14 protein-coding genes and 1 tRNA gene are annotated in these 22,815 nt (G+C 71.5%); 6 read left to right on the top strand and 9 right to left on the bottom strand.

The genetic code is table 11. The annotated features are described in order from the left end of the window. Positions 1 to 42 precede the first annotated feature (42 nt). The 3 genes from Q9R19_RS03695 to Q9R19_RS03685 all read right to left on the bottom strand — a co-directional run bounded on the left by Q9R19_RS03695 (position 43) and on the right by Q9R19_RS03685 (position 4,486). Positions 43 to 116: transfer RNA gene (locus Q9R19_RS03695), tRNA-Met, on the bottom strand. A gap of 207 nt (positions 117 to 323) precedes the next feature. Further along, positions 324 to 3,266: a UPF0182 family protein gene (locus tag Q9R19_RS03690; RefSeq protein ID WP_311254989.1), complete on the bottom strand. Its 2,943-nt coding sequence runs from the start codon at positions 3,264 to 3,266 to the stop codon at positions 324 to 326. Positions 3,267 to 3,388: 122 nt separating this feature from the next. After that, a complete protein-coding gene (locus tag Q9R19_RS03685; protein WP_311254988.1) occupies positions 3,389 to 4,486 on the bottom strand; it encodes a PDZ domain-containing protein in 1,098 nt (365 codons plus the stop codon). A 117-nt stretch (positions 4,487 to 4,603) separates the two neighbouring features. On the opposite strand from Q9R19_RS03685, the gene Q9R19_RS03680 reads away from it, so the two are divergent. Beyond that, positions 4,604 to 6,040 (top strand): zinc-dependent metalloprotease, encoded by a 1,437-nt coding sequence (locus tag Q9R19_RS03680; protein WP_311254987.1) that lies wholly within the window; start codon positions 4,604 to 4,606, stop codon positions 6,038 to 6,040. An 816-nt stretch (positions 6,041 to 6,856) separates the two neighbouring features. Here the strand turns inward: Q9R19_RS03680 and Q9R19_RS03675 are convergent. After that, positions 6,857 to 8,614 (bottom strand): ATP-dependent helicase, encoded by a 1,758-nt coding sequence (locus Q9R19_RS03675; RefSeq protein WP_311254986.1) that lies wholly within the window; start codon positions 8,612 to 8,614, stop codon positions 6,857 to 6,859. Further along, positions 8,611 to 9,540 (bottom strand): NAD(+) diphosphatase, encoded by a 930-nt coding sequence (gene nudC / locus Q9R19_RS03670; protein ID WP_311254985.1) that lies wholly within the window; start codon positions 9,538 to 9,540, stop codon positions 8,611 to 8,613. Before nudC ends, Q9R19_RS03675 begins: the two co-directional genes overlap by 4 nt. 102 nt (positions 9,541 to 9,642) lie before the next feature. Between nudC and Q9R19_RS03665 the strand changes: the two genes are divergently transcribed. Further along, entirely contained in the window at positions 9,643 to 11,064 is a 1,422-nt protein-coding gene (locus Q9R19_RS03665; protein ID WP_311254984.1) for a phosphotransferase, read from the top strand. Here the strand turns inward: Q9R19_RS03665 and Q9R19_RS03660 are convergent. Together Q9R19_RS03660 and Q9R19_RS03655 are read right to left on the bottom strand one after the other, a co-directional pair. After that, positions 11,010 to 14,486 (bottom strand): ATP-dependent DNA helicase, encoded by a 3,477-nt coding sequence (locus Q9R19_RS03660; protein ID WP_311254983.1) that lies wholly within the window; start codon positions 14,484 to 14,486, stop codon positions 11,010 to 11,012. The two genes, Q9R19_RS03665 and Q9R19_RS03660, sit on opposite strands and share 55 nt — an antisense overlap. Continuing rightward, positions 14,483 to 17,683 (bottom strand): ATP-dependent DNA helicase, encoded by a 3,201-nt coding sequence (locus Q9R19_RS03655; protein ID WP_311254982.1) that lies wholly within the window; start codon positions 17,681 to 17,683, stop codon positions 14,483 to 14,485. Before Q9R19_RS03655 ends, Q9R19_RS03660 begins: the two co-directional genes overlap by 4 nt. 139 nt (positions 17,684 to 17,822) lie before the next feature. Here Q9R19_RS03655 and Q9R19_RS03650 point away from each other — a divergent pair, with 139 nt between their 5' ends. Next, entirely contained in the window at positions 17,823 to 18,047 is a 225-nt protein-coding gene (locus tag Q9R19_RS03650; RefSeq protein ID WP_311254981.1) for a DUF3107 domain-containing protein, read from the top strand. Between the two features lies 1 nt (position 18,048). Beyond that, entirely contained in the window at positions 18,049 to 18,336 is a 288-nt protein-coding gene (locus tag Q9R19_RS03645; protein WP_311254980.1) for a hypothetical protein, read from the top strand. A 45-nt stretch (positions 18,337 to 18,381) separates the two neighbouring features. On the opposite strand, the gene Q9R19_RS03640 is transcribed toward Q9R19_RS03645, so the two are convergent. Next, the gene (locus Q9R19_RS03640) at positions 18,382 to 19,092 is read right to left on the bottom strand and encodes a ferritin-like fold-containing protein (RefSeq protein WP_311254979.1); all 711 of its coding nucleotides are present in this window, start codon (positions 19,090 to 19,092) and stop codon (positions 18,382 to 18,384) included. Between the two features lie 184 nt (positions 19,093 to 19,276). Here Q9R19_RS03640 and Q9R19_RS03635 point away from each other — a divergent pair, with 184 nt between their 5' ends. Then, on the top strand, positions 19,277 to 20,794 hold the full coding sequence (locus Q9R19_RS03635) for a DEAD/DEAH box helicase (RefSeq protein ID WP_311254978.1): 1,518 nt from the start codon (positions 19,277 to 19,279) through the stop codon (positions 20,792 to 20,794). Between the two features lie 27 nt (positions 20,795 to 20,821). On the opposite strand, the gene Q9R19_RS03630 is transcribed toward Q9R19_RS03635, so the two are convergent. Continuing rightward, positions 20,822 to 21,709, bottom strand: a complete 888-nt coding sequence (locus Q9R19_RS03630; protein ID WP_311254977.1) for a PHP domain-containing protein — start codon at positions 21,707 to 21,709, stop codon at positions 20,822 to 20,824. Positions 21,710 to 21,763: 54 nt separating this feature from the next. On the opposite strand from Q9R19_RS03630, the gene Q9R19_RS03625 reads away from it, so the two are divergent. Beyond that, positions 21,764 to 22,789, top strand: coding sequence for an endonuclease/exonuclease/phosphatase family protein (locus Q9R19_RS03625; RefSeq protein WP_311254976.1), 1,026 nt, complete (start codon positions 21,764 to 21,766; stop codon positions 22,787 to 22,789). The last annotated feature ends 26 nt before the right edge of the window (positions 22,790 to 22,815 follow it).

Raw genomic sequence — 22,815 nt, 5'->3', positions numbered from 1 at the left:
GATGAAGGCCTGATCCTTGCGGACCAGGCCTTCATCTTCTTGTTGCGGGGACAGGATTTGAACCTGCGACCTCCGGGTTATGAGCCCGGCGAGCTACCGAACTGCTCCACCCCGCGGCACGTCTTAAAGCCTAACACGGCCCCGGACGGGAGGCGAATCGAGCCGGGAGGTCGCGCCCGCGGGCGTGTCGGCCCTTCGACCCCCATGCCGCACTCCCTACAGGGCCACGTTCCCGGCGCGGACACAGTTCGCGGGGCCCATATTGTGCCCTCCCATGCGGGAGAGGCAGCAATATGGGCCCCGCGAAGCCGATGTGCCGGCGGCTACTCGGCCGAGGCGCCGCCCTCCAGCTCGAGAAGCTTCTCGATCGCGGCGGTGAGCTTCTTGTCCTGCACGGCGAACTCGCCCAGATCGCCCGCCTTCAGCGCGGTCTCGCGAGCCGCCAGCGCGTCCTTGGCATCCGAGAGCGCCTGCGCGACGGCATCCGACGGCGCCGGCGTGCCGCCGTCATCCGGAGGAGTCTCGCCCTCGCCCTGCTCCGGCGGGGTGTCGCCCTCTCCGTCGTCCGGCGGTGTCACGCCTTCATCGCCGCCCGGCGCGCCGGCGTCTCCGCCGAACAGCGCGTCCAGGGCCTCGGTGAGGGTGTCCTCGAACGCCACCCGATCGCCGAACGCGACGAGGATCTTGCGCAGCGTGGGCAGCTTGGTACCCTCGGAGGACTGCACGAACACGGGCTGCACGTAGAGCAGTCCGCCACCCACGGGCAGAGTCAGCAGGTTGCCGTACTTCACCTCGGATTTTCCGATCGTGAGCACGTTGAGCTTCTCCGCCACGCTGGCGTTGGAGTCGAAGGTGTTCTGCACCTGTCCCGGACCGGGCACGGTGGTGGAGGTGTCCAGCTCCAGCATCCGCAGCTTGCCGTAGTCCGGAGACTTCACGCCGGCCTTGCTTCCGGCATCCGAGTCGACGGCCAGGTAGCCCATCAGCACCTGACGGCTGTCTCCGGCGCCGTCAGCCGGGATGAAGGTCGAGAACATCGAGAAGCGCGGCTCATCCTGACCGGGCATCTTCATCGACAGGTAGTACGGCGGCTGCAGCTGCCCCTTCACGCGGGGATCCTCGGGTGTCTGCCAGCGGTTGTCCTCCTGGGCGAACGAGCCGGCGTCGTCGATGTGGTAGACGCCGAGGATGTCGCGCTGCACCTTGAACAGGTCGGTGGGATAGCGCACATGGCTGATCAGATCCGCGGACATCTCGCTGATCGGCTCGATCGTGGCCGGATAGATCTTCTGCCAGGCCTTCAGGATCGGGTCCTCGTCATCCCAGGCGTACAGCTTGACCGATCCGTCGTACGCGTCGACGGTGGCCTTGACCGAGTTGCGGATGTAGTTCACGTTGTCGAAGGCGACGGCGGATGCCGGGGTCTTCGAGTCGGCGATCGCGTCCTGCAGGCTGACGGTCTTGGAGTACGGGTAGGTCGAGCTGGTGGTGAAGCCGTCGACGATCCACACGATGTGACCGTCCACGACGCTCGGGTACGGGTCGTGATCCAGCTTGAGGTACGGGGCCACCTTCTTCACGCGCGTGAGCGGGTCGCGGTCGTACAGGATCTGCGACTCGGAGTTCACCAGATTCGAGAACAGGATCTGCTCGGACTGGAACTTCAGCGCGTACAGCAGCTTGGTGAAGGTGTTGCCGATCCTGGGCCCGCCGTCGCCGGTGAACGTGGTCTTCACCGTCGTGGTGTCGTCGCTCTCGTCGCCCTGTCCGCGCAGGTAGTCGATCTCGACGGGCTTGGTGCCCTTGGGTGCCCCGACGATCGAGTAGTCGGGCGAGGTCTCGCCGAAGTACACCCGCGGTTCGAAGTGCTCGCTGTCGCTGAGGAACCCGGACGTCGGGATGCCCTGCTCGAGGAAGACGGGCTCGCCGTCCGAGGTGCGCTCGTTGCCGGCCATGGCGACCAGGCCGTAGCCGTGCGTGTACACCGCGGTGCGGTTGTTCCAGCTGTCGCCCCCGCCGAGCTTGGTCATGTCGAGGTCGCGCACCGAGACGACGGTGTCCTGCTTCTTGCCGTCGATCGTGTAGCGGTCCACGTCCATGTCGTCGGCGAACTGGTAGTAGGAGCGGTACTGCTCGAGCTGGCGCACGGTGGGTCCGATCACGGCCGGGTCCATGATGCGCACGGATGCCGTGGTGTCGGCGTCGGCGCGCAGCTGACCGGCGGCGGTGTCGGTGCTGGCCTTGAACGAGGTGACCTTCATGTCGGCGACGCCGTAGGCCTCCTTGGTGGCCTTGATGTTGCGGTCGTAGAACTGCGCCTGGTAGCTGTTCTCGTTCGGCTTGACCTGGAAAGTGGTGACGACCCACGGATACCCCATGCCCACCACGAGCGACGCCACGATCAGCAGCGCGGTAGCCGCCAGCGGGAAGCGCCAGCGCCCGATGACCGCGGTGATCAGGAACAGCACCGCGACGACGGCCGCGATGATCGCGAGGATCGCGAGCCCGGGGATGGTGGCGTTGACGCCGGTGTAACCGGCTCCGGTGATGCGTCCCTCCGGCTGCACCAGGGTCAGATAGCGGTCCAGCCAGAGGCTGACGGCCTGCACGGCGAGGTAGAGGCCGGCCAGCACCGCCAGCTGGATCCGGGCGGGCTTGGAGATGCGCAGCTCACGCTGCCCGACGCGCACCGAGCCGTACAGGTAGGACACCAGCGCGGTGATCACCAAGCACAGCAGCAGCACGGCCGAGACGAATGCCAGCAGCGTGGAGTAGAACGGCATGGCGAACAGGTAGAACCCGGTGTCGACGCCGAACTCGGGATCGACCGTCTTGGTCGTGACGCCGTTGGCCCACAGCCAGACCGTCTTCCAGTTGCCCGCTGCGGCGAAGCCGGCGAAGATCCCGAAGAACACCGGCATCCCCCACATGGCCAGCCGGCGCAGAGGCTCGATGACCTCCTGATAGCGGTCCAGCTGAGAGCTCAGCCGCACGTACACCGGGCGCAGCCGGTAGGCCAGCTGGATGCACAGGAAGATCGGCAGCGCCATGCCGAGGAAGCCGACGACGAACATCGACACCGTGGCGATCCACTGCGTGGTCAGCACGTTCGTGAATTTCAGCTGGTCGAACCAGAGGTAGTCGGTGAACAGCGAGGCGAACACGAAGAACGCCGCGATCAGGGCGACGATGATCGCCACCGAGACCCCGAGGATCCGACGCGAAGCGCTGCGTGTGGCCGCAGGACGAGGAGAGGAGGTGGTCACCGTCCCATCCTATGCAGGGCTTCTATGAGACGTCCGGGGTTCCGCTCACCGCGGACGCTTCGACGGGCTCAGCGACGCGGTGGTGCGGCACGGCTGCCCAATATCACTTCGCGGATGCCGCGTCACTTCGCGGATGCCGCAGTGCACACCGGCAGCATCGAGGTGTCGCCGTCGTCGGCGATGACCTTCAGGATGTCGAGGGACTGCTCCAGGGTCGAGGTGCTGTACACGTGGAGCCCGTCCGGCACGTGGCCGACGACCTCGTCGCAGTTGCTCTCCGGGGCCAGGAACACACTCGCCCCGGCATCCCGCGCACCGTAGAGCTTCTGCCGGATGCCTCCGATCGGCCCCACGTCGCCGGCGGCGTCGATGGTTCCCGTGCCGGCGACCTTCTCGCCGCCGTTCAGCTCGCCGGGAGTGAGCGTGTCGATGATCCCGAGGGCGAACATCATGCCCGCGCTCGGGCCGCCCACGTTGTCCAGCTGCAGCTCCACGTCGACAGGGAACGTGTAGTCCGTGGTGAGGGTGATTCCGATCAGCCAGACGGTCTTGCCGTCGGCATCCTTCGTCTTCTGCGGCGCGATCTCGACGTCGGCCGGCCGGCCGTCGCGCTCGACGCTCAGGACGACCTCGTCCCCCTTCGCCTTCTGGATCGCATCGCGCAGCGCGGTCGCGGAGTCGACGTCGACGCCGTCGATGGCGAGGATGCGGTCGCCCGCGGCGAGCCTCCCCTCGGCGGGCGAGTCCTCCAGCACGCTGACCACCTCGACCTGCGCGCCCACGTCGTAGCCGAGCTCGGTGAGCGCCGCAGCCGTGGCCTCGTGCTGGGAGTCGATCATGAGCGCGGCGTTCTGCTCGTCGCGCTGCTCGCTGGTCACGCCCTCCGGGAACACCGCGTCGATGGGCACCACGGCACGCGACGGATCGAACCAGGCGAGCGCGAGCTCGAACCAGGTGGGCGTGCGCTGCCGGTTGCCGATCACCTGCACCGTGGTCAGATCGAGGGTCCCGCCCGTGGGATACGTCTTGGCGTCGGGCACCTCGATCAGCGGCACCTCCGTGCCATCGCTGCCCTTCGCGGTGCCGAGCGTGTCGAACACCGGGCCCGGCCGCTGGATCACGTACTGCGTCGGGATGAAGGTCAGCCCGACCAGCGCGATCAGCGCGACGCTCAGCGCGACGACGCCGACGATCGTGCCGTTGCTGCGGCGTGATGACACGTGACCTCCGGCGTTCGCGAGCGGCGTACAGATATCCACGCTCCCAGGGTCGGACCACAGGATCGTGTGACTAGCGTAGAGCGCACACGCTACGGGCATGCTGAGAGGGCCATTCGCATGACAGACGACGACCGCGATCCGTCCGACTTCGAGGAGATGCTGCGCCGCATGATGTCCGGCGGGCAGATCGATCCCGAGCAGCTGCGCGACGCGCTCTCCGGCATGCAGGGTCAGTCCTTCGACCCCGCGCAGCTGCAGGGCTTCATGGCGCAGATGCAGGGCATGTTCTCCGCCGACCCGTGGCAGAGCGCCGAGCGGCAGGCCCTGCACATCGCCAATCAGGACGGTCAGAGCATCGCCGCGGGCGCGCAGGCGTCGCTGGCGGATGCCTTCGGCCTGGCGAATCTGTGGCTGAGCGAGGCCACCACGATCTCGGAGCTGTCCACGCCGCCGCAGGCGATGACCCGCGGAGAATGGGTGGCGGCGACCCTGCCGGTGTGGAAGGAGATCGCCTCGCCGGTGTCGACCTCGATCGCCGATGCCCTCATGGATGCCCTGCGCACGCAGGTGCCCGACGAGATGCAGGGGATGGTGCAGGGCGCCGGGCAGCTGATGCGGGGGCTGGGCGGTTCACTGTTCGCCGGGCAGTTCGGGCAGGTGCTCGGCCGGCTGTCGCTGGAGGTCGTCTCCGGCGGCGACGTCGGCATCCCGGTGCTGCCCGCCGGCACCGCCGCGCTGATCCCGCAGAACATCTCGGCCTTCGGCGAGGGGCTGGAGATCCCGGATGACCAGATCGCGCTGTACCTCGCGGTGCGCGAGCTGGCGTATGCGCGGCTGTACCGGCACGCGAAGTGGCTGCACCTGCATGTGCTGTCGCAGATCACCGACTTCGCTCGCGGCGTGACCGTCGACATCGACGCCCTCGAGGACCTCGCCTCACGCCTGGATCCGACGGATCCCGAGGAGCTGCGCGCCGCGATCGAAGGCGGCGCGCTGCTGCCGGCGCAGACGGATGCACAGCGCGAAGCGCTCACACGGCTGGAGAACCTCATCGCCACGATCGACGGCTGGGTGGACGTGGTCACGAGCCAGGCCATCGCCCGGCTTCCCGACGGCGCGCGACTGGGCGAGGCGGCCCGCCGCCGTCGCGCGGTCGGCGGCCCGGCGGAGGACGCACTGGGCGCACTGGTCGGCCTGAAGCTGCGCCCGCGCCGCCTGCGCGAGGCATCCGCGATGTGGCAGACGGTGACGGATGCCGTGGGCGTCGCCGCGCGGGACTCGCTGTGGGACTACCCCGACCTGATGCCCTCGTCGTCCGACATCGACGACCCCTCCGCGCTGGTGGAGCGCCTGCAGGCGAGCGAGCGCGGCGAGGCTCCCGCCGCCGACGAGTTCGATGAGGCCCTCGCGCGCCTGCTGGACGGCGACGACTTCGGTCAGGCGCCCGGCGGCGCGTCTGAAGATCGTCCCGAGGACGACGCACCCGGCGAAGACAGCGCACCCGAAGACGACGCACCCGGGGACGACCGCCCGGAGGGCGACCGGCCGGTCTGATCCGGGGGCCGGCCGGCGGCACTTCGGCTGCGCGGGCTGTGGAAACGGGGAGTTCATCCACAGATCGGGCGGACACGGCCCGCGGACGCGTCCGGATGTCCACAATCGAGGGTATGAGTCCGCGACCGCCCGCACCGATCATCCGCCTCGACGCGCGTTACCCGATGCTCTGGCGCGACGAGCAGACCGTGCAGTTCGGCCTGGAGGCGATCGTCACGGTCGACGTATCCGAGCCGTGGGCGGAGCCGCTGCTGGCGCGTCTGAGCGCCGGCATCCGCAAGGTCTCCTTCGATGTCGTCGCACACGGCGTCGGAGCGCCGCGCGCCGAGGCCCGCGCGCTGCTCGCGGCGCTGCAGCCGGTGGTGGTGGGCGATCGCGCGCCCGCCCCGCCGGTGTGCGTGGAGGGAGTGAACCTGTCCGACGGCCGAGCGCAGGCGCGCATGCGTCAGGCCCTGCAGGACGAGGACATCGTGACGGCGGATGCCGACGAGCCCGGCGCGGTGGCCGTGGTGCTGATCGAGGGTGCGGCCGCCGCGCTGCAGCTCGCGCCGTATCTGCGCGAGGACCGCCCGCACCTGCCGGTGGCCTTCGAGGAGCAGGCCGCGACGATCGGACCGCTCGTGATCCCGGGGCGCACCCCCTGCCTGGCGTGCCGGGATGCGCACGAGGTGCGTCGCAACCCCGCCTGGCCGACGCTGCACGCCCAGCTGGTGGGGCGCCGGGTGCAGATCAGCGCCGCGCGGGTCGCGCACGCCGCGACGCTGGTGGCGCGCCTGCTGCGCACCCCCGTCGAGCAGGCCGGCGCGCTGGTGCGCGTCAGCCCCGACGAGCGGCACGTCTGGGGCTCGGTGCGACGTCACGAAGAATGCCTGTGCCTCGATCCGACGTCCCGATCTCCGCGAGAAAGCGCGACGGAGCCCGCTCGCCTCGTCCCGCGCTCCGCGACCACGAGATCGCGAGCGTTCGCGCGGCCCGCGTGATCCCCACGTAGGCGAGGCGCCGCTCCTCGTCCACCGCCTCGAACGTCGACGCGTACGAGATCGGCAGCGCCCCCTCCGCCCAGCCCGCCAGCAGCACGTGCGGCCACTCCAGTCCCTTCGCCGCGTGCAGCGTGGAGAGCGTCACGGTGCGCAGGGCCGGCTCGTGCTGATCCTTCGCGCGCGCCATGAGCTCGTCAGCGAACACGCGCAGCGTCGTGCCGTCGGGAGCGTCCTCTGCCAGGCGGAGGATGGCGCGGCGCGCCTCCCAGCCGTCGCGCTGCGCGCCTCCCGCAGCCGGGGGCTCGTCGGTCAGCCCCAGCCCGCGCAGCACATCGCGCACAGTCGGCAGGAATCCGGCATCCGTCGGCGCGACCGCCGCACCGCGCAGACCGAGCACCGCCTGGCGCACCTCGGGCATGTCGAAGAACCGCGTGCCGCCCAGCACGCTGGTCGCGACGCCCCGCGCGGCGAGCGCCTGCTGCAGCGGTGCGGACTGCGCGTGCGCGCGGTAGAGCACCGCGATGTCGGCGGGCGAGATCCCCGAGGCGATGCGATCGGCGATCGCGGCGGCGACGCCGTCGGCCTCGTCGCGCTCGCTGTCGTACGCGGTGACCGTCGGCGCCTCCGCGACGCCCGGCCTCGCATCCGCCCCCTCCTCCGGTCCGGCGGCGGCACCGCCAGCGGGCACGAGATCCAGCGCACCCGGCCGGCCGCGCATGAGCGCGTTCGCCGCGGCCAGGATCGGCGCCCGCGAGCGGTAGTTGGTCTCCAGGCGCACGACCGTGGCATCCGGGTAGCGCTTCTCGAACTCCAGCAGGTAGCGCTGCTGGGCACCCGCGAAGGAGTAGATCGTCTGGCTGGCGTCGCCCACCACGCAGATGTCGCGCCGGTCCCCCAGCCACAGCTCCAGCAGGCGATTCTGCAGCGGAGAGACGTCCTGGAACTCGTCGACCGTGAAATGCCGGTACTGCTCGTGCACGGCCGCCGCGACCCGCGATTCCGTCTCGAGCATGCCCGCGCAGGCCAGCAGCACGTCCTCGAAGTCCAGCTGGCGGCGCTCGTCCTTCAGCAGCTCGTAGCCGGCCTGCAGCTCGAGCAGCTGCTCGGAGCGGATGCCGGTGATCGGGCGCTGCTGCTCGGCGTACTGCTCGATCGACAGCATCGACACTTTGCGCCATTCGATCTCGGCGGCGATGTCGCGCAGGGTCGCGGTGCTCGGCCGCAGCCCCATGGCGTCGGCGGCCTGCCCCAGCATCCGCACCTTGTTGTCGATGATCTTCGGCGCCGTGTCGCCGGCCACCGTCGGCCAGAAGAAGTTCAGCTGCGCGAGAGCCGCGCTGTGGAACGTGCGGGCGGACACCCCGCCGACGCCCAGTGCCCTCAGGCGCCCGCGCAGCTCTCCGGCCGCCTTCGCCGTGAAGGTGACCGCCATCACCCGCGAGGGCGTGTACGCGCCGGTGTCGACGCCGTGCGCGATGCGGTGCGTGATGACCCTGGTCTTGCCGGTGCCGGCGCCGGCGAGCACCGCGACCGGCCCGCGCAGCACCGAGGCCGCCTCGCGCTGACGTTCGTCGAGTCCGTCCAGCGCGCTCACTTCGACCCGCTCGGCACGACACTCGCAGGCGGCTCCTCAGCAAGCGGAGCGGGATGAGAGTCGCACCAGTCCGCGATCAGCCTGCGTGCGATGGATGCCGGCCCGGGAAGCCCCACCGGCCCGTCACCCGCCAGCGCGGTGCGCAGCTCGGCCCTGGTGAGCCAGCGTGCGTCGATGATCTCCTCACCGTCGGGTCGCACGTCCTCATCCCGCGCGACCGCCCGGAAGCCGAGCATGAGCGAACGCGGGTAGGGCCACGCCTGCGAGGAGACGTAGCGGATGTCGCGCACGCGCACCCCGACCTCCTCCAGCAGCTCGCGACGCACGGTGTCCTCGACGGACTCCCCCGCCTCGACGAAGCCCGCGAAGCAGGAGTGCATGCGGCCGCGCCAGGTGGCGTTGGCGCCGAGCAGCAGCCGCTCGCCGTCCGGGCTCTCCACTGCGACGATGATCGCGGGATCGGTGCGAGGGAAGTGCTCGATCTCGCAGGCCGCGCAGCGCCGGGACCAGCCGGCTCCCTGCAGGGAGAGCCGGTCACCGCAGCGTGCGCAGAAGACGGCGTCGGTGAGCCAGGCCGACAGCGCCACCGCGGTGACGAACAGCTCGGACTCGTGCGCGTCCAGCATCCCGCCGACGTCGCGCAGCCCCAGCCACGTCTCCTCCGGTGCGCTGTCGAGGCTGGCGGTGAGGGCGGGCGCGGATGCCAGCAGCAGTGCCGCGCCGTCGCCGTCGCGCCCGAGCAGCGCCCACTCCGCCTCGCCGACGCTCTCGACGCCGACGCGGAGAACGGCGCCGTCCGCCACCCGGACGCGGCCCTCGCGCATCACCACGACCCGCGTGTCCGCGGCTGCGCGCAGTCGCGTGAGCACGTCGGGTTCCGTGCGCAGCTCGGCGGCCCGATCGAGAATGTCCGGCTCCGACCTCATCGCGCTCCTCCCGCTCTCATGCCTCGTGCGCTCACTCGCCGCATACCGGAGCAAGGGCGTGGCGCGGGCGCACCGGTGCGGTGCACGCCTACCCTGGAGGACATGGCACGCTCACCTTTCACTCTAGCGGCGGCGGTCACGGCCGCGCTGCCCGGGGCGGAGGTCACCGGCGCTCGCGCCCTGACCTCGGACGGGGATGGGAGGTTCGACTCGGCGATCGCGACGCTCGCCGACGGCCGAGAGGTCGTCATCCGCGCAGCCGTCGACGACGCCGGTTCGCGCGAGCTGAGCGAGGAGTCGCTCGCCCTGCGGGCGCTCACCGCCGGCGCGCGCGAGATGCTGCCGTTCCGCGCCCCCGCTCACCTCGGCGAGACGACCCTCGGGATCGACCGGGCCCTGGTGACCGACCTGATGCCCGGCTTCCAGATCGACGCCGGAGACATCCCCGCGGGCCGGGGCGCCGCGGTCTCGGTCGGCGCGGCGATCGCCGCAGTGCACGCGCTGCCCACCTCGGTGGTGCGCGCGGCCGGGCTGAGCGTGCGCGATGCGGCCGCCGTGCGCGACGAGATCCAGCAGCTCATCGACCGGGCGGCCGACACGGGGCGCGTGCCTGCCAGGCTGACCTCGCGGTGGCGCTCCGCGGCGGCGGACGACGAGCTGTGGCGCTTCGAGACCGCCGTCACGCTGGCCGGCGTGCAGGCGCAGTCCTTCCTTTTCGAGGACGACCCGGACGACGGCCCGCAGGTGACCGGCATGATCGGCTGGCGAGGGCTGACCGTGGGCGACCCCGCCGAGGATCTGGGATGGCTCTCCGGCGCACGCGAGGCCGCCGACGACGTGTTCTCGTCGTACGCGGCGGCCTCCTCGCGCGCGAGCGACGAAGCACTGCGCGTGCGGGCGCGCCTGCACGCCGAGCTGGAGTTCGTGCGCTGGCTGGTGCACGGCGACGAGCTGCGCCGTCCCGACATCGTCGACGACGCGGCCGGACTGCTCCAGTCGCTGGCCGACGGGCTGCGCAGCGACGATCTGCGCGTGGTGGCCGCGTACACGGGCGGGGTGGACTCGGCGCTCGACGTGCTCGACCGGACGCCCGATACCCCGGGCGGCGGCGTCGACACCTCCATGCAGACCGATGCGTACCGTGCCGAGGAGCTCTGGCAGGACGAGACGGACGGCGACCAGGACGATGCGCCCGACCGGGCGGAAGCGCCCGAGCAGGCGGGTGTCGCCGGTCAGACGGATGTCTCCGGTGCCGCCGAGCACGGCAATCGTTCGGATGCTGCGACCGCCGAGGCCGGCACGGAGGCTCACCCGTCCTGGGACGAGCCCACTCAGGATCTCAGCGAGGTCAGCACCGTGCGCGGCGGCGCCGGTCGCGAGCGCTCTGGAGTCGAGCACCCCGCGGGCGAACGCCCCGACGCGCAGTCGCAGTCGGCGCCGCCGAGCGACATCGACTCCGCCGAGGAGGCTCAGCGCGCGGCGCGGGCAGCTCTCCAGCGCTGGACCAACTCGGCCTCCGAGTAGACCCGGTCGCCACGGATCACCAGGTCGTCCGCGACGTAGTACAGCGCCACGTCGATCTCCTCCAGCGGCACGCCGAAGCGCCGGTGATACGCCACCCGGTACAGAGCGAGCTGCAGCATCCGCTCCTCCCGCTCCTTCTCGGTGCGCGGCGCGCGACCGGTCTTCCAGTCGACGATCTCGATGCGACCGCCGCGGTCCGCGCGGCGATAGACGGCGTCGAGCTTGCAGATGACGATGTGCTCCTCGTCCGTCGGCGCAGCCCCGGTGCCCGACGGTGCGGCGCCGGATGACGGACCGAATGCGAAGTCGATCTCGATCTCGACGGCGATCGGCTGCAGCGGCGCCCATTCGCTCCGCTCGAAGATCTCGCGCAGACGCTCCAGGTCGGCCGCGTCGGCATCCGAGACGTCTGCACCGCCCGGCGCGTCGTCGTCGATCTCCCACAGCCCGTCGTCCAGCGGCGTCCCCGCGCCGACCAGCCCGGAGCGGCTCTCGACCCAGGCGTGGAACAGCGTGCCCAGCCGCGTCTGCCGGTAGGGACGCTCCGGCATCGGGCGGACGATCCGCCCGAGCGCGCCGGCGTAGTCGGTGACGTAGTCCTTGAACCGCGAGGCGGGCACGCGCGTCGGCGCCTCGGCATCCGCACCCCGGCGACGCGCCTCGCGCTCATCGAGCAGACGCTGCAGCGCGACATCCGGCTCGGGCGGCGCCTCCTGCGCGCGGCGCACCTCGTCGACGGCGCGCTCGATCAGCGGGCGGCGCGCCCCGAGCGGGTCCAGCGGCCAGCTCCTCGTCATGCCTGGTCCGTCGTAGGGGTTCTCGTCGGCGTCGACCTGCGCGATCGGATCGAGACCGAGCACGTCGATCGCCTCGAGCAGGTAGGGGCTGGGCGTGCGCGGCTTCTTCTGCCCCGCCCAGTGCGCGCCCGTCAGCAGCAGGTCGCTGCGCGCCCGGGTCACCGCGACGTACGCCAATCGACGCTCCTCCTGCTTCTGATAGTCGGAGTACTCCTTCTTGAATCTGGTCAGCGCCCCGCCCGGATACGACTTCGTGATGCCGCCCGACAGCGAGCGCTGCAGCTCGCGCCTGCGCTTGACGGGATCCTGGCCGACGGCATCCATCGCCCCCTCCGGATCCCACTCGAACCCGGGGAGCGCGTCGGCGTCACCGCGCAGCGGGAACGGGATCGAGCCGAACCCGAACCAGCCGGCGGTGTCGGTGGCACGGGAGGGCAGCTCGTCGTCGACCAGGCGCACCACGGCGACGGCATCCCATTCCAGTCCCTTCGAGCCGTGAATGGTGAGCAGCTGCACCACGCCGGGCTCGGGCGGCTCGGGCCGCGGCATGAGCTCGTCGGTGGCCTCGGCCTTGTCGAGCCAGGCGAGCAGGCTGCTGATGGTGCCGCGCTCGTCGGCCGCGAGGAACGCGCGCACCTCGTCGCTGAACGAGCGCAGCTGGGTGGTGGCGAGGCGGGCGGGTCCGCGGGTCTCGTTGGCGGCCAGCTCGATGTCCAGGCGCAGCTCGAACTCGATGAGGCGGATCAGCTCGGGCAGCGGCTGGGTGACCGCCCGGCGCAGGCGTTCGAGCATCTCCCCCGCGGCGCGGATGCGGGCCCTGCCGTCGGGTGTGATGCGCTCGATCAGGCGGTAGTCGTCGCGCATGCCCCGCACGACGTCGACGGCGTCGATGATCGACACCGACTCGTCGGCGCCGCTCGACGAACGGACCAGCGCGCGCACCTCGTCCGAGAGCGGCATCAGCGCGCTGTCGCGCCGGGAGATCTCGGATGCCAGGTCGTACAGCGCCGCCATGTCGGCCACCCCGACACGGAACCGGGGGCCGGTGAGCAGGCGGATCAGCGCCGAGCCGGAGTTGGGATCGTGGATCACCCGCAGCGTCGAGACGACGTCGACCACCTCGGGCGTCGCCAGCAGCCCGCCCAGGCCCAGGATCCGGTGCGGCACACCGGCGGCGGCGAGCGCGCCGGCGAAGGTCTGCATATGCCGCTTCGAGCGGAACAGGATCGCGCCGGTATGCGGGGAGCCGCCCCGATGCGCCGCACGGCGATCCACGAACCACTCGGCGACCTGCGCCGCCTCGTCGTCGACGGTGAATGCGAAGCGCACGCCCACGCTGCCCGCCCCGGCGCCGGGACGGGGTTCCAGCGGCGGCACGTCGAGCCCTTCGCGCTGCAGCGGTCGCAGCACCTCGTTCGCGACCTCGAGGATGTGCTCGTCGTTGCGCCAGCTGGTCATCAGGCTGTAGGTGCGGGCCGGCTGCTCGGCGGCGAAGGAGCGCGAGAACGCGTACAGGTTGTCGGCGCTCGCGCCGCGCCAGCCGTAGATCGACTGGTGCGGGTCGCCCACCGCCATCACGGCCGAGTCGCGGAACAGATCGGCCAGGAACCGCGTCTGGATGACCGAGGTGTCCTGGTACTCGTCCAGCAGCACCACGCGGTGCTGCTCGCGCAGTTCGTCGCGCACGTCGGGCGAGGACTCGATGATGTCGTAGGCGCCGGACACCTGGTCGGCGAAGTCGAGCACGCCGCGACGCGCCTTCTCCGAGATGTAGTCGCGCACCAGCTCGACGAGCACCGGCAGCGCCAGCAGATTCGCCGATGCCTTGTCGACTGCCTCGACGCCGAGGCAGGGCTCGAAGGCCGCCGCCTGGTCGAGGGCGATCCGCACGGCCCGGTCGAGGTCGACCCGGTGGTCGAGCGCATCGCCGGCCAGCTTCTGCACGGCATCCACGACACCCGGCAGGGCACGGTCGATCAACTCGAGACCGGGGAGGTCGGCGCGCAGCACCACGTCCCGGGCGAGGATCCACGATGCGGCCTGGCTCAGCATCGCCACGTCGGGATCGCGGCCGATCCGCGCGCCGTGCTCGCGCACGATGCCGTCGGCGAAGGCGTTGTACGTCGACACGCGCGGACGGATCATCAGCTCCTCCGCGGTGCGCGGCACGTCGGGATCCCAGCCGGTCGCGTACGCGCCGGCGAGTTCGTCCAGCACGTGCGCACGCACCAGCTCGCGCTGACGGCCCGGGGCGGCGGCGTCCACCCGCTGCAGCGCGCCCGACGCCACGATCTCGGGAAGGTGCGGCAGCAGGCCGCGCCGGCCGAAGTCGTCGATCCGCGACAGGCGTGCGGCGATGCGCTCCGACAGCTCGCCGGCGGCCTTCCGGGTGAAGGTCAGGCCCAGGATCTCGTCGCGGCGCACGTGACCGTTGGCGACCAGCCAGACCACGCGTCCCGACATCGTCTCGGTCTTGCCGCTGCCGGCACCGGCGACGACCAGCGCCGGGCCGGGCGGCGCCTCGATCACGCTCTGCTGCGCCGGCGTCGGAGTCGGGAGCCCGAGTGCGGCGGACACGTCGGTCGCCGAGATGCCGGGGCCGGCCGCCGCATTCCACCCGGTCACGCGCTGACCGCCGGAACGGTGTGGATGCGGCACGGCTGCACCCGCCACTGCGTGTCGGCGCAGTGCGCCTCCACCTGGGCCGTGAAGCTGCTGGCGGACATGCCCCGGGCCGCTTCGGCCACGCGCCGCAGGAACTCGTCGCGCGCCTCGCCGTCGAGAGGATGCTGGTGCGCCACGCGGTAGTCGCTCTTGGAGAGGGTCTTCGCCACCAGCACCAGCCGCGCACCCCCGAGTGCGGCGGGGTCCGCGCCCTCGATCAGGCCCTGCTGCACGGCGAGCTGATACGTCGCCAGCTGCGCGTGCGCGAGCACCTTCTCATCGTTCTCGGGCTCGTACTTGCCCGTCTTCAGGTCGACCACGACCACCCTCTCGTTCTCTCCGGCCATCGGCTGCCAGCCGCGCCCGCGAGCTTCGGGGTGCTCTCCCGAACCCGCGGGGTACGCCTCGATCCGGTCGATGTAGCCGTGGATGATCGCCTGCCGCGCCGTCTCCTCGCCCGCCGGGTGGGCGCCCGGCGCGGCGTGCTCGTCGGCCGGGACGTCGACGGCCAGGCGGAACTCCACCTCGCTGGCGAGCACCCGACCGCCGTCCTTCGCGACCCGATCGAGGTAGGAGTGCACGCGATCGACGTACTGCTCGGCGCGACGGCGCTCCTTGCGGCCGATCCACTCGGTGTCGAAGTCCAGCTCGGGCCAGCGCTGCGCGACCACCTCGCGCATGCGCTCGAGGTCGCCGTCCGGCGCGGCTTCGAGCGCCGCATGGACGATCGTGCCGATCCCGGCCGACGGCGGCAGCACCGTGTCGCCGCCGAGCGCCGAGACGGCCCAGTTCAGGCCGCACTCCTCGAACGCCTCCATCCGCGACGGCGAGACCCGGGCGGACTCGACGTCGAGGTCGTGCAGCGGAGCGTCTGTCGACGGCGGGATCACCCCGTACCATTCGTCGGGCGCGGCACCAGGCACGCCCTCGCGGGCGAGGACGGCGAGCTGCCCGGCGGCCGCGGCGCGCACCGCGGGCGAGGCCGAGGTCGTCAGCGTGCGCCGATGGCGGGCGACCAGCCCGCGCAGAGTGAGCGGATGCTCGGCGGAGGCGTGGCGCTCCGGCGGCTCGGGTGCGGGCAGGAACCCGAAGAACGGGCTCGGGGTGGAGTCGTCATCGTCGACGGCGGTGATCAGCAGCCGCGACCGCGCCCGCGAGACGGCTCTCACGAACAGGCGCAACTCGTCGTGCAGAGCGCTGCGACGGCGGTCGAGCGCACCGGGCACGACCGCGTCGACGCCGGTGCGCGCGGCGGTGACGGCGTCGGCGAGTCGCCAGGTCTGCAGCATCCCACCGCGCAGTCGCACGTTGGGCCAGACGCCGTCCTGCACGCCGGCGATGACCACCGCGTCGAACTCCGCGCCCAGAGCCGTCGCCGGTGTCAGCAGGGTCACGCGCCCGGGTCGCTCCGGGGCCGAGAGGGTGTCCTCGGGCACCTCGCTGCCGAGGATGTCGCGCACGAAGACCTCGGGTCGCTGGTTGGGCGCGCGCTCCACGGAGCGCTTGGCGGCGTCGAACAGCGCCACCAGCGCGTCCAGTGCCCGTGCCGTCTCGCCGCCTGTCGACTGCAGGGCGTTCTCCCGCCAGGAGATCTGCAGCTTGCGCCCGTCGACTCCCCGCGCGGCATCCCACGCCCGCCACAGCAGGTCGTGGACGGTCTCGCCCTCGGCGGCGGCGACCGTCATCTCGGCGAGCGTCTCGGCGAAGCGCGCCGCCGCCCTGGCCTCGCCGGAGTCGATGAGGGTCAGGTGGGCGGGCGCGGCGATCGCCTGCCGCAGCAGCTCCCGCGCCGGGGTCGAGCCGCCCTGTTCGAGCTCGAGGTGGCGCAGCCGCGCGCGCAGTCGGCGCAGGCCGATGGCATCCATCCCGCCGAACGGCGATCGCAGCGCCTCCTCGAGCCGCTGCGGCGTGCGCTGCTCGATCGGGGTGAGCGCCAGCTCGACGATGCCGACCAGGTCGCGCACCACGGTCTCGTCGCCCAGCGGACGCTGCACCCCGGCGGCGCGGGTGGGCACGTCGCGCGCGGCCAGTTCGGTCTCGAGCTGAGCGACCTGACGGGTGTCGTGCGCGATGACGGCCATGCGATCCCAGCGGATGCCGTCATCGAGATGCCACTCGCGCAGCACGCCGGCGATGCGATCGATCTCCTCGTAGGGCGAGGGGGCGATGAACGTGGTGAGGGCGGCGGAGTCGTCGACCACCACGGGCGGACGGCGATGATCGACCCGGCCGGACGCGCCGATCGTCTGCGTCACCGTCCGGGTGAGCGCTGTCAGCGCGGGTGCCTGCCGATGCGGGGTGTCGAGCACGTGCACGTCGCCGAGCTCCCCGGCGAGCCGCGCGAACAGCTCGGGGCTCGCTCCGCGGAAAGCGCCCGAGGAGATGTCGGGATCCCCGAACGCCAGCACCGCGATGCCGCGCCCGCGCAGGGCGCGCACCAGCGCGATGCCGCCCCGGGTGAGCTCCTGGGCGTCGTCGATCAGCACGACGCGCAGCGCTGCGAGGGGCCCCAGCATCGCGGCGTCCGCCGTGCGCAGGACCGCCGTCGCCTCGCTGAGCAGGTCGGCGGCGTCACGGTGCGCCGACCTCAGCCGGCCCAGCACCTCGCGGTAGCCGTCGAGGAAGTCTCCGGCTGCCGCCCACACCTCGTCACCCTGATCGCGCAGCTCACCCGGCTGCACGCCCAGTTCGGTGCACTCGGCGAGGAACGCGCGCAGCTCGGAGCGGAAGCCCTTCGACGCCCGCACCGCCGGTCCGAGCGCGGCGGGCCAGCGCACCGCTTCGTCTTCGGCGTCGCCGGCGAGCAGGTCGGCGATGATGCGGTCCTGGTCGGAGCCCGTGAGCAGCGCGGGCGGCTCCTCCCCGGCGTGCACCATGGCGCCGCGCACCAGCTGGAAGGCGAACGACCCGACCGAGCGCGCCAGCGGCCCCGGCGTCGCCTGGGCGACCAGCACGCCGACGCGGTCGCGCAGCGCGGTCGCGGCCTGCCTGCTGGGGGTGAGCACCAGCACCTCCTCGGGCCGCAGCCCCTCGTCCAGCAGGTGCACGACGCGCTGCACGAGCGCGGTCGTCTTGCCCGTGCCGGGCGCGCCGATCACCACGCCGGATGCTGCGGCGTCGGCGTGCACGACGACGTGCTGAGCGGCGTCCTGGGTCATGCATCCCACGCTAGCGGCGGCGTCGGACATCGCCGGTCGGCGCCGCTGTGCGCCCACGGCGAAATCGGCCCGCGCGCCCGGCCCGGCCGCGGGCCAGCGGGTAGAGTCGAGCGTGTTCGCAGACATCTGAGGAGAACGCGTGGAAATCCGCATCGGCATCGTCAACACCGGTCGTGAGCTGAGCTTCGAGAGCAGCACCAGCGCCGACGAGGTTCGCGCGCAGGTCACCGGCGCGCTCGAGCAGAACGCCAGCCACCTGAGCTTCACCGACGCGAAGGGAAGCTCGTACATCGTCCCCACTGCGAACCTCGCCTACATCGAGGTGGGCACCGAGGAGTCCCGTCGCGTCGGCTTCGTCGCCTGACATGTACATCCTGCTCGCGCTGATCGCCGCGTGCGCCCTGGGCATCGCCCTGCACTTCCTGCTGCCGCACCGCGCGCTGCGCGGCGTGGCCGTCACGCCGGCGATCGCGACGGCGGCCGCAGCCGCGCTCTACACGCTGCTGCAGTGGTCGGGGATCGCCGAGAGCAGCGTCTGGCTGTGGGTGATCAGCATCGGCGGCGCACTCGTGCTGGCTGCGCTCGCGACGATCGCGATCAGCGCGGTGCGCACCCGGCGCGACGCCGAGCAGAAGCAGGCCCTCGGCATCTGAGGCCTGCTCGGCAGCATCCGCGGATGCCGAGACGCTGAGCGGATGCTACGAGGCGAGCCCCATGGCATCCATCCGGCGCGAATGCGCCCCCATCAGCTCGGTGTACACCGGCTCGATGCGCTTGTCGTCCGCCTCCAGCCGGCCAGGGCGCAGCGCGTCGCGGCAGACCAGCAGGGTGTCGCCGACCAGGCGACGGCCCCACATCGACAGCAGAGAGCGCCACTCGTCGTCGCTCTCGATGGTCTCCTGGATGATCGCCACGATCTCGTCACCGGCATCCGGCTGCCGCAGGATCTCGGCGACCTGCTCGCCGGTGCGGTCGTAGCTCGAGGCGAGCGCCAGATAGAAGTCATCGAGCATCCCGGCCGTGAGATGCACCGCGAGCAGCGTCTCCTCCTGGCGCTCGCCGATCGTCTTGCGACGGAACGCGTCCAGGTTCTCCCGGAACGGCAGCATCACGTCGGTCGGGTCCTCACCCTGCTCGGCGATCACCGCGACGATGCCGCGGTGCTTGTCCAGCGCCGCGCCCGCGGCACGGGAGAGCGCCTCCTTGCGCGCCAGCGACGGCGTTCCGCGGATGCTGCGGCTGAGCGTCTCGAAGTAGCCCAGCTGCAGATACGCGGCCTGTCCGAGGAAGCGGTTCAGCTCGGGCGCGAGCTCGGCGAAGTCCACGCGCTGCGCGCCGCCGTTGTCGCCCCTGCTGCGCAGCATGAGGGTCCGCCGCTGCGGCTTGCGCTTCCAGAACCAGTTGACCACCCGCCCAGACTACCGGCCGCGGTCCCGGCCGCGGGTGCCCGGAGCGCGCCTCCGGTAGGCTGTTCCTGTCCTGCCATCGGAGCAGGGCCCCGCGCCTGTGGCACACGTGACGGCGTGGATCCGTTACGAGGCGCCGCGCGCCGGGCTCACCGCCGCGCATGCGCCGGACAGGCAAAGACATACCGTGACTTCATTCGCTGATCTGGGGATCGATCAGGACATCCTCGACGCACTGGCCGCGAAGGGCATCGTCGACGCGTTCCCCATCCAGGAGCAGACCATCCCGCTGGGTCTTCCCGGCCAGGACATCATCGGTCAGGCCAAGACCGGTACCGGCAAGACGTTCGGCTTCGGCATCCCCGTGGTGCAGCGACTCGGACGGAATCCGGAGCCCGGCGTCAAGGCGCTGATCGTCGTGCCCACCCGCGAGCTCGCGGTGCAGGTGTACGAGGACATCGACATGCTCACCTCGAACCGTCCCACCAGCGTCGTGGCGATCTACGGCGGAAAGGCGTACGAGGGGCAGATCGACCAGCTCAAGGCGGGCGCGCAGATCGTGGTCGGAACGCCGGGCCGGCTGATCGACCTGGCGAACCAGCGACTGCTCGATCTGTCGAACGCGACCGAGGTCGTACTCGACGAGGCCGACAAGATGCTGGATCTCGGCTTCCTCGCCGACATCGAGAAGATCTTCTCGAAGGTTCCCGCCGTGCGGCACACCCAGCTGTTCTCGGCGACCATGCCGGGCCCGATCGTCGCGCTGGCGCGCCGGTTCATGACCAACCCGATCCACATCCGCGCGAACGACCCCGACGAGGGGCTCACGCAGGCGAACATCAAGCACATCGTCTACCGGGCGCACTCGCTGGACAAGGACGAGATCATCGCCCGCATCCTGCAGGCCGAGGGCCGGGGCAAGACGGTCATCTTCACGCGCACCAAGCGCGCCGCGCAGAAGCTCGTCGACGAGCTGGGTGACCGCGGCTTCAACGTGGGCGGCGTGCACGGCGACATGGGTCAGGAGCAGCGCGAGCGCTCGATGGCCGCTTTCAAGGCCGGCAAGCGCGACGTGCTGGTGGCCACCGACGTCGCCGCGCGCGGCATCGACGTGGACGACGTCACGCACGTCATCAACCACACCATCCCCGACGAGGAGAAGACCTACCTGCACCGCGCCGGCCGCACCGGCCGCGCCGGGAAGACCGGCATCGCGGTCACGTTCGTCGACTGGGAGGACCTGCACAAGTGGGCCCTCATCAACCGGGCGCTGGACTTCGGTCAGCCCGAGCCTGTGGAGACGTACTCCTCCAGCCCCCACCTGTACACCGACCTGGGCATCCCCGAGGGCACCAAGGGACGCCTGCGCACCGCGCCGAAGGCCGAGAAGGCGCCGTCCGAGCGTCGTCAGCGCCAGCCGCAGCGGGCCGCGGACGCCGCAGCCGAGGGGAGCGACGAGGGGACCACGCGCCGCCGCCGGCGCCGTCGCCGCAGCTCCGGGGGCGACAAGGTCGGAGCGACGTTCGCCGAGGGCACCGAGTCGCAGGCATCCGCTGCCACCGGTGACTCCTCCGCCTCCCGCGACGCGGACGGCGCAGGAACCCATGACGGTGACGCCACCAACGAGCACCGCGACGGCAAGTCGGCCCCGCAGCGCCGGCGCCGTCGTCGCCGCTCCGGCGGTGCCGCACCCACCGGGGCCTGAGACCGCATCTCGCCCCGTGCTTCCCGGCTACGGGAATCGCGGCGGCGTGCCGGTCGCGCGATCGATGATCCGGGCGACCATCTCGTCGGAGGTGGTGTTCTCGCCGGGGCGGTTCGGCTTGCCCGCACCGTGGTAGTCGCTGGAGCCGGTGATGATCAGGTCGTGCCGGGCTGAGATGTCGCGCAGCATGCGCTTGCCGTCCTCGGTGTTCTCGCGGTGATCGACCTCGAACCCGCCCAGCCCCTCGGCGATCAGACGCTCCAGGTACGGCACGGGGAGCATCCGGTCGCGGCCCGCCGTGACGGGGTGGGCGATGACCGCCACTCCCCCGGCGCGGGTGATCAGGCGAACGGCCGTGAGCGGATCGGGCGCGTAGTGGGGCTCGTAGTACCCGCTGCGCGGATGCAGGATGCCGGCGAACGCCGCGGTACGGTCTGCGACGATGCCCCGCGCCACCAGGGCGTCGGCGATGTGCGGACGCCCGACCGTGGCGTCCGGCGTGGTCTGGGCGAGCACGTCCGCCCAGCTGAGGTCGTAATCGCGGGCGATGCTGCGGACGATCCGCTCGGCGCGGCCGACGCGGTCGAGTCGGATGCGCTCCGTCTCGGCGACGAGCTGCGGCTCATCCGGGTCGAACAGGTAGCCGAGCACGTGCACGCTGCGCCATTCATGCCGAGATGACAGCTCGATGCCGGGCAGGAAGGTCATTCCGAGCGCTGCGGCGGCCTCTCCCGCCTCGGCCCAGCCCGTCGTGCGGTCGTGGTCGGTCAGGGCCAGGGTGCGGATGCCGTGGGCATGAGCGGCACGGACCACCTCGGCGGGGCTCTCAGTGCCGTCCGAGTGGTCGGAGTGCAGATGCAGGTCACTCGGTCCGCTGAAACCGGGTTCGCTGAAGGAGAGCGCGCCCTGGGTCATTCTCCGAGCGTACCGCCAGGGGTGTCACAGCCGGCTCCCCTAGGCTTTCCAGCGATGCTACGACTGCTCGGAATCCTCGTCACGGTGCTCTTCGCGATCGCCGCCGCGATCCTGGTGTGGCCGCAGTTCTTCCACTTGGAGGGCACGTTCCCGATCGCGCAGCTCATCGCCTCGCGCGCACTCGTCATCGGCGGGTTCCTGGTGGTCGCGCTGCTCGCGCTGCTGATGCTGATCGCCAGGCCGCTGCGCGGCTTCGCCGCCTCGCTGCTGATCGTGGCGCTGCTCGGCGCCGGAGCGACCGCGGCGGTCGGCGCGGTGCGCGGCATCGGCTCCGAGTCGCTGCCGGCGAAGACCGATCAGGCGCTGCGCGTGCTCACCTGGAACACGAACGGCGCAGCCGTGCCCGCCGAGAAGATCGCTCAGGTGGTCGAGGAGCAGGACGTCGACATCGTCGCACTGCCGGAGACCTCCGAGAAGGTCGGCGAGCGCATCGCGATCCTGATGCGCGAAGCGGGCAACCCGATGTGGGTGCACAACGTCAACATCCGTCCCGACGTCGTCAACGGCCCGCAGGCCTGGCAGACCACCATCCTGATCTCGGCGAAGCTGGGCGAGTACTCGGTGATCACGTCGTCGCGCGACGGGTCGAGCAACACCGGCTCCGTGCCGAGCGTGGTGGCCATGCCGGTGGACGGCTCCGGACCCACGATCGTCGCCGTGCACGCGGTCGCCCCGCGTCGCGACGCGATGAGCCGATGGCAGTCCGACCTGGCCTGGATCGCCGACCAGTGTCCGGCCGGGGACTTCATCCTCGCGGGCGACTTCAACGCGACGCTCGACCACCTGGCGCCGTTCGGCGTCGACGGGGGCACCGTCGGGCGCTGCCGGGATGCGGCCAGCAGCACCGGCAACGGGATGCTGGGCACGTGGCCGGCGACGCTGCCGGCGCTCGTCGGCGCGCCGATCGATCACATCATGTCCAGCGATGGCTGGAGAGCGACCGGCTCGCAGGTGCTGGAGGATGCCGGCGGAAGCGACCACCGCGCGCTCGTGGCGCAGCTGGAGCCCGCCGCGCGGTGACGCCCCTGTCCGACCCCCTGGGTGCC

The sequence above is a fragment of the Microbacterium sp. ARD32 genome, from assembly GCF_031844385.1.
Classification (GTDB): Bacteria; Actinomycetota; Actinomycetes; order Actinomycetales; family Microbacteriaceae; genus Microbacterium.
Note: the sequence above shows the minus strand (reverse complement) of the source record. Positions and strands in the feature narration are given on the sequence as shown.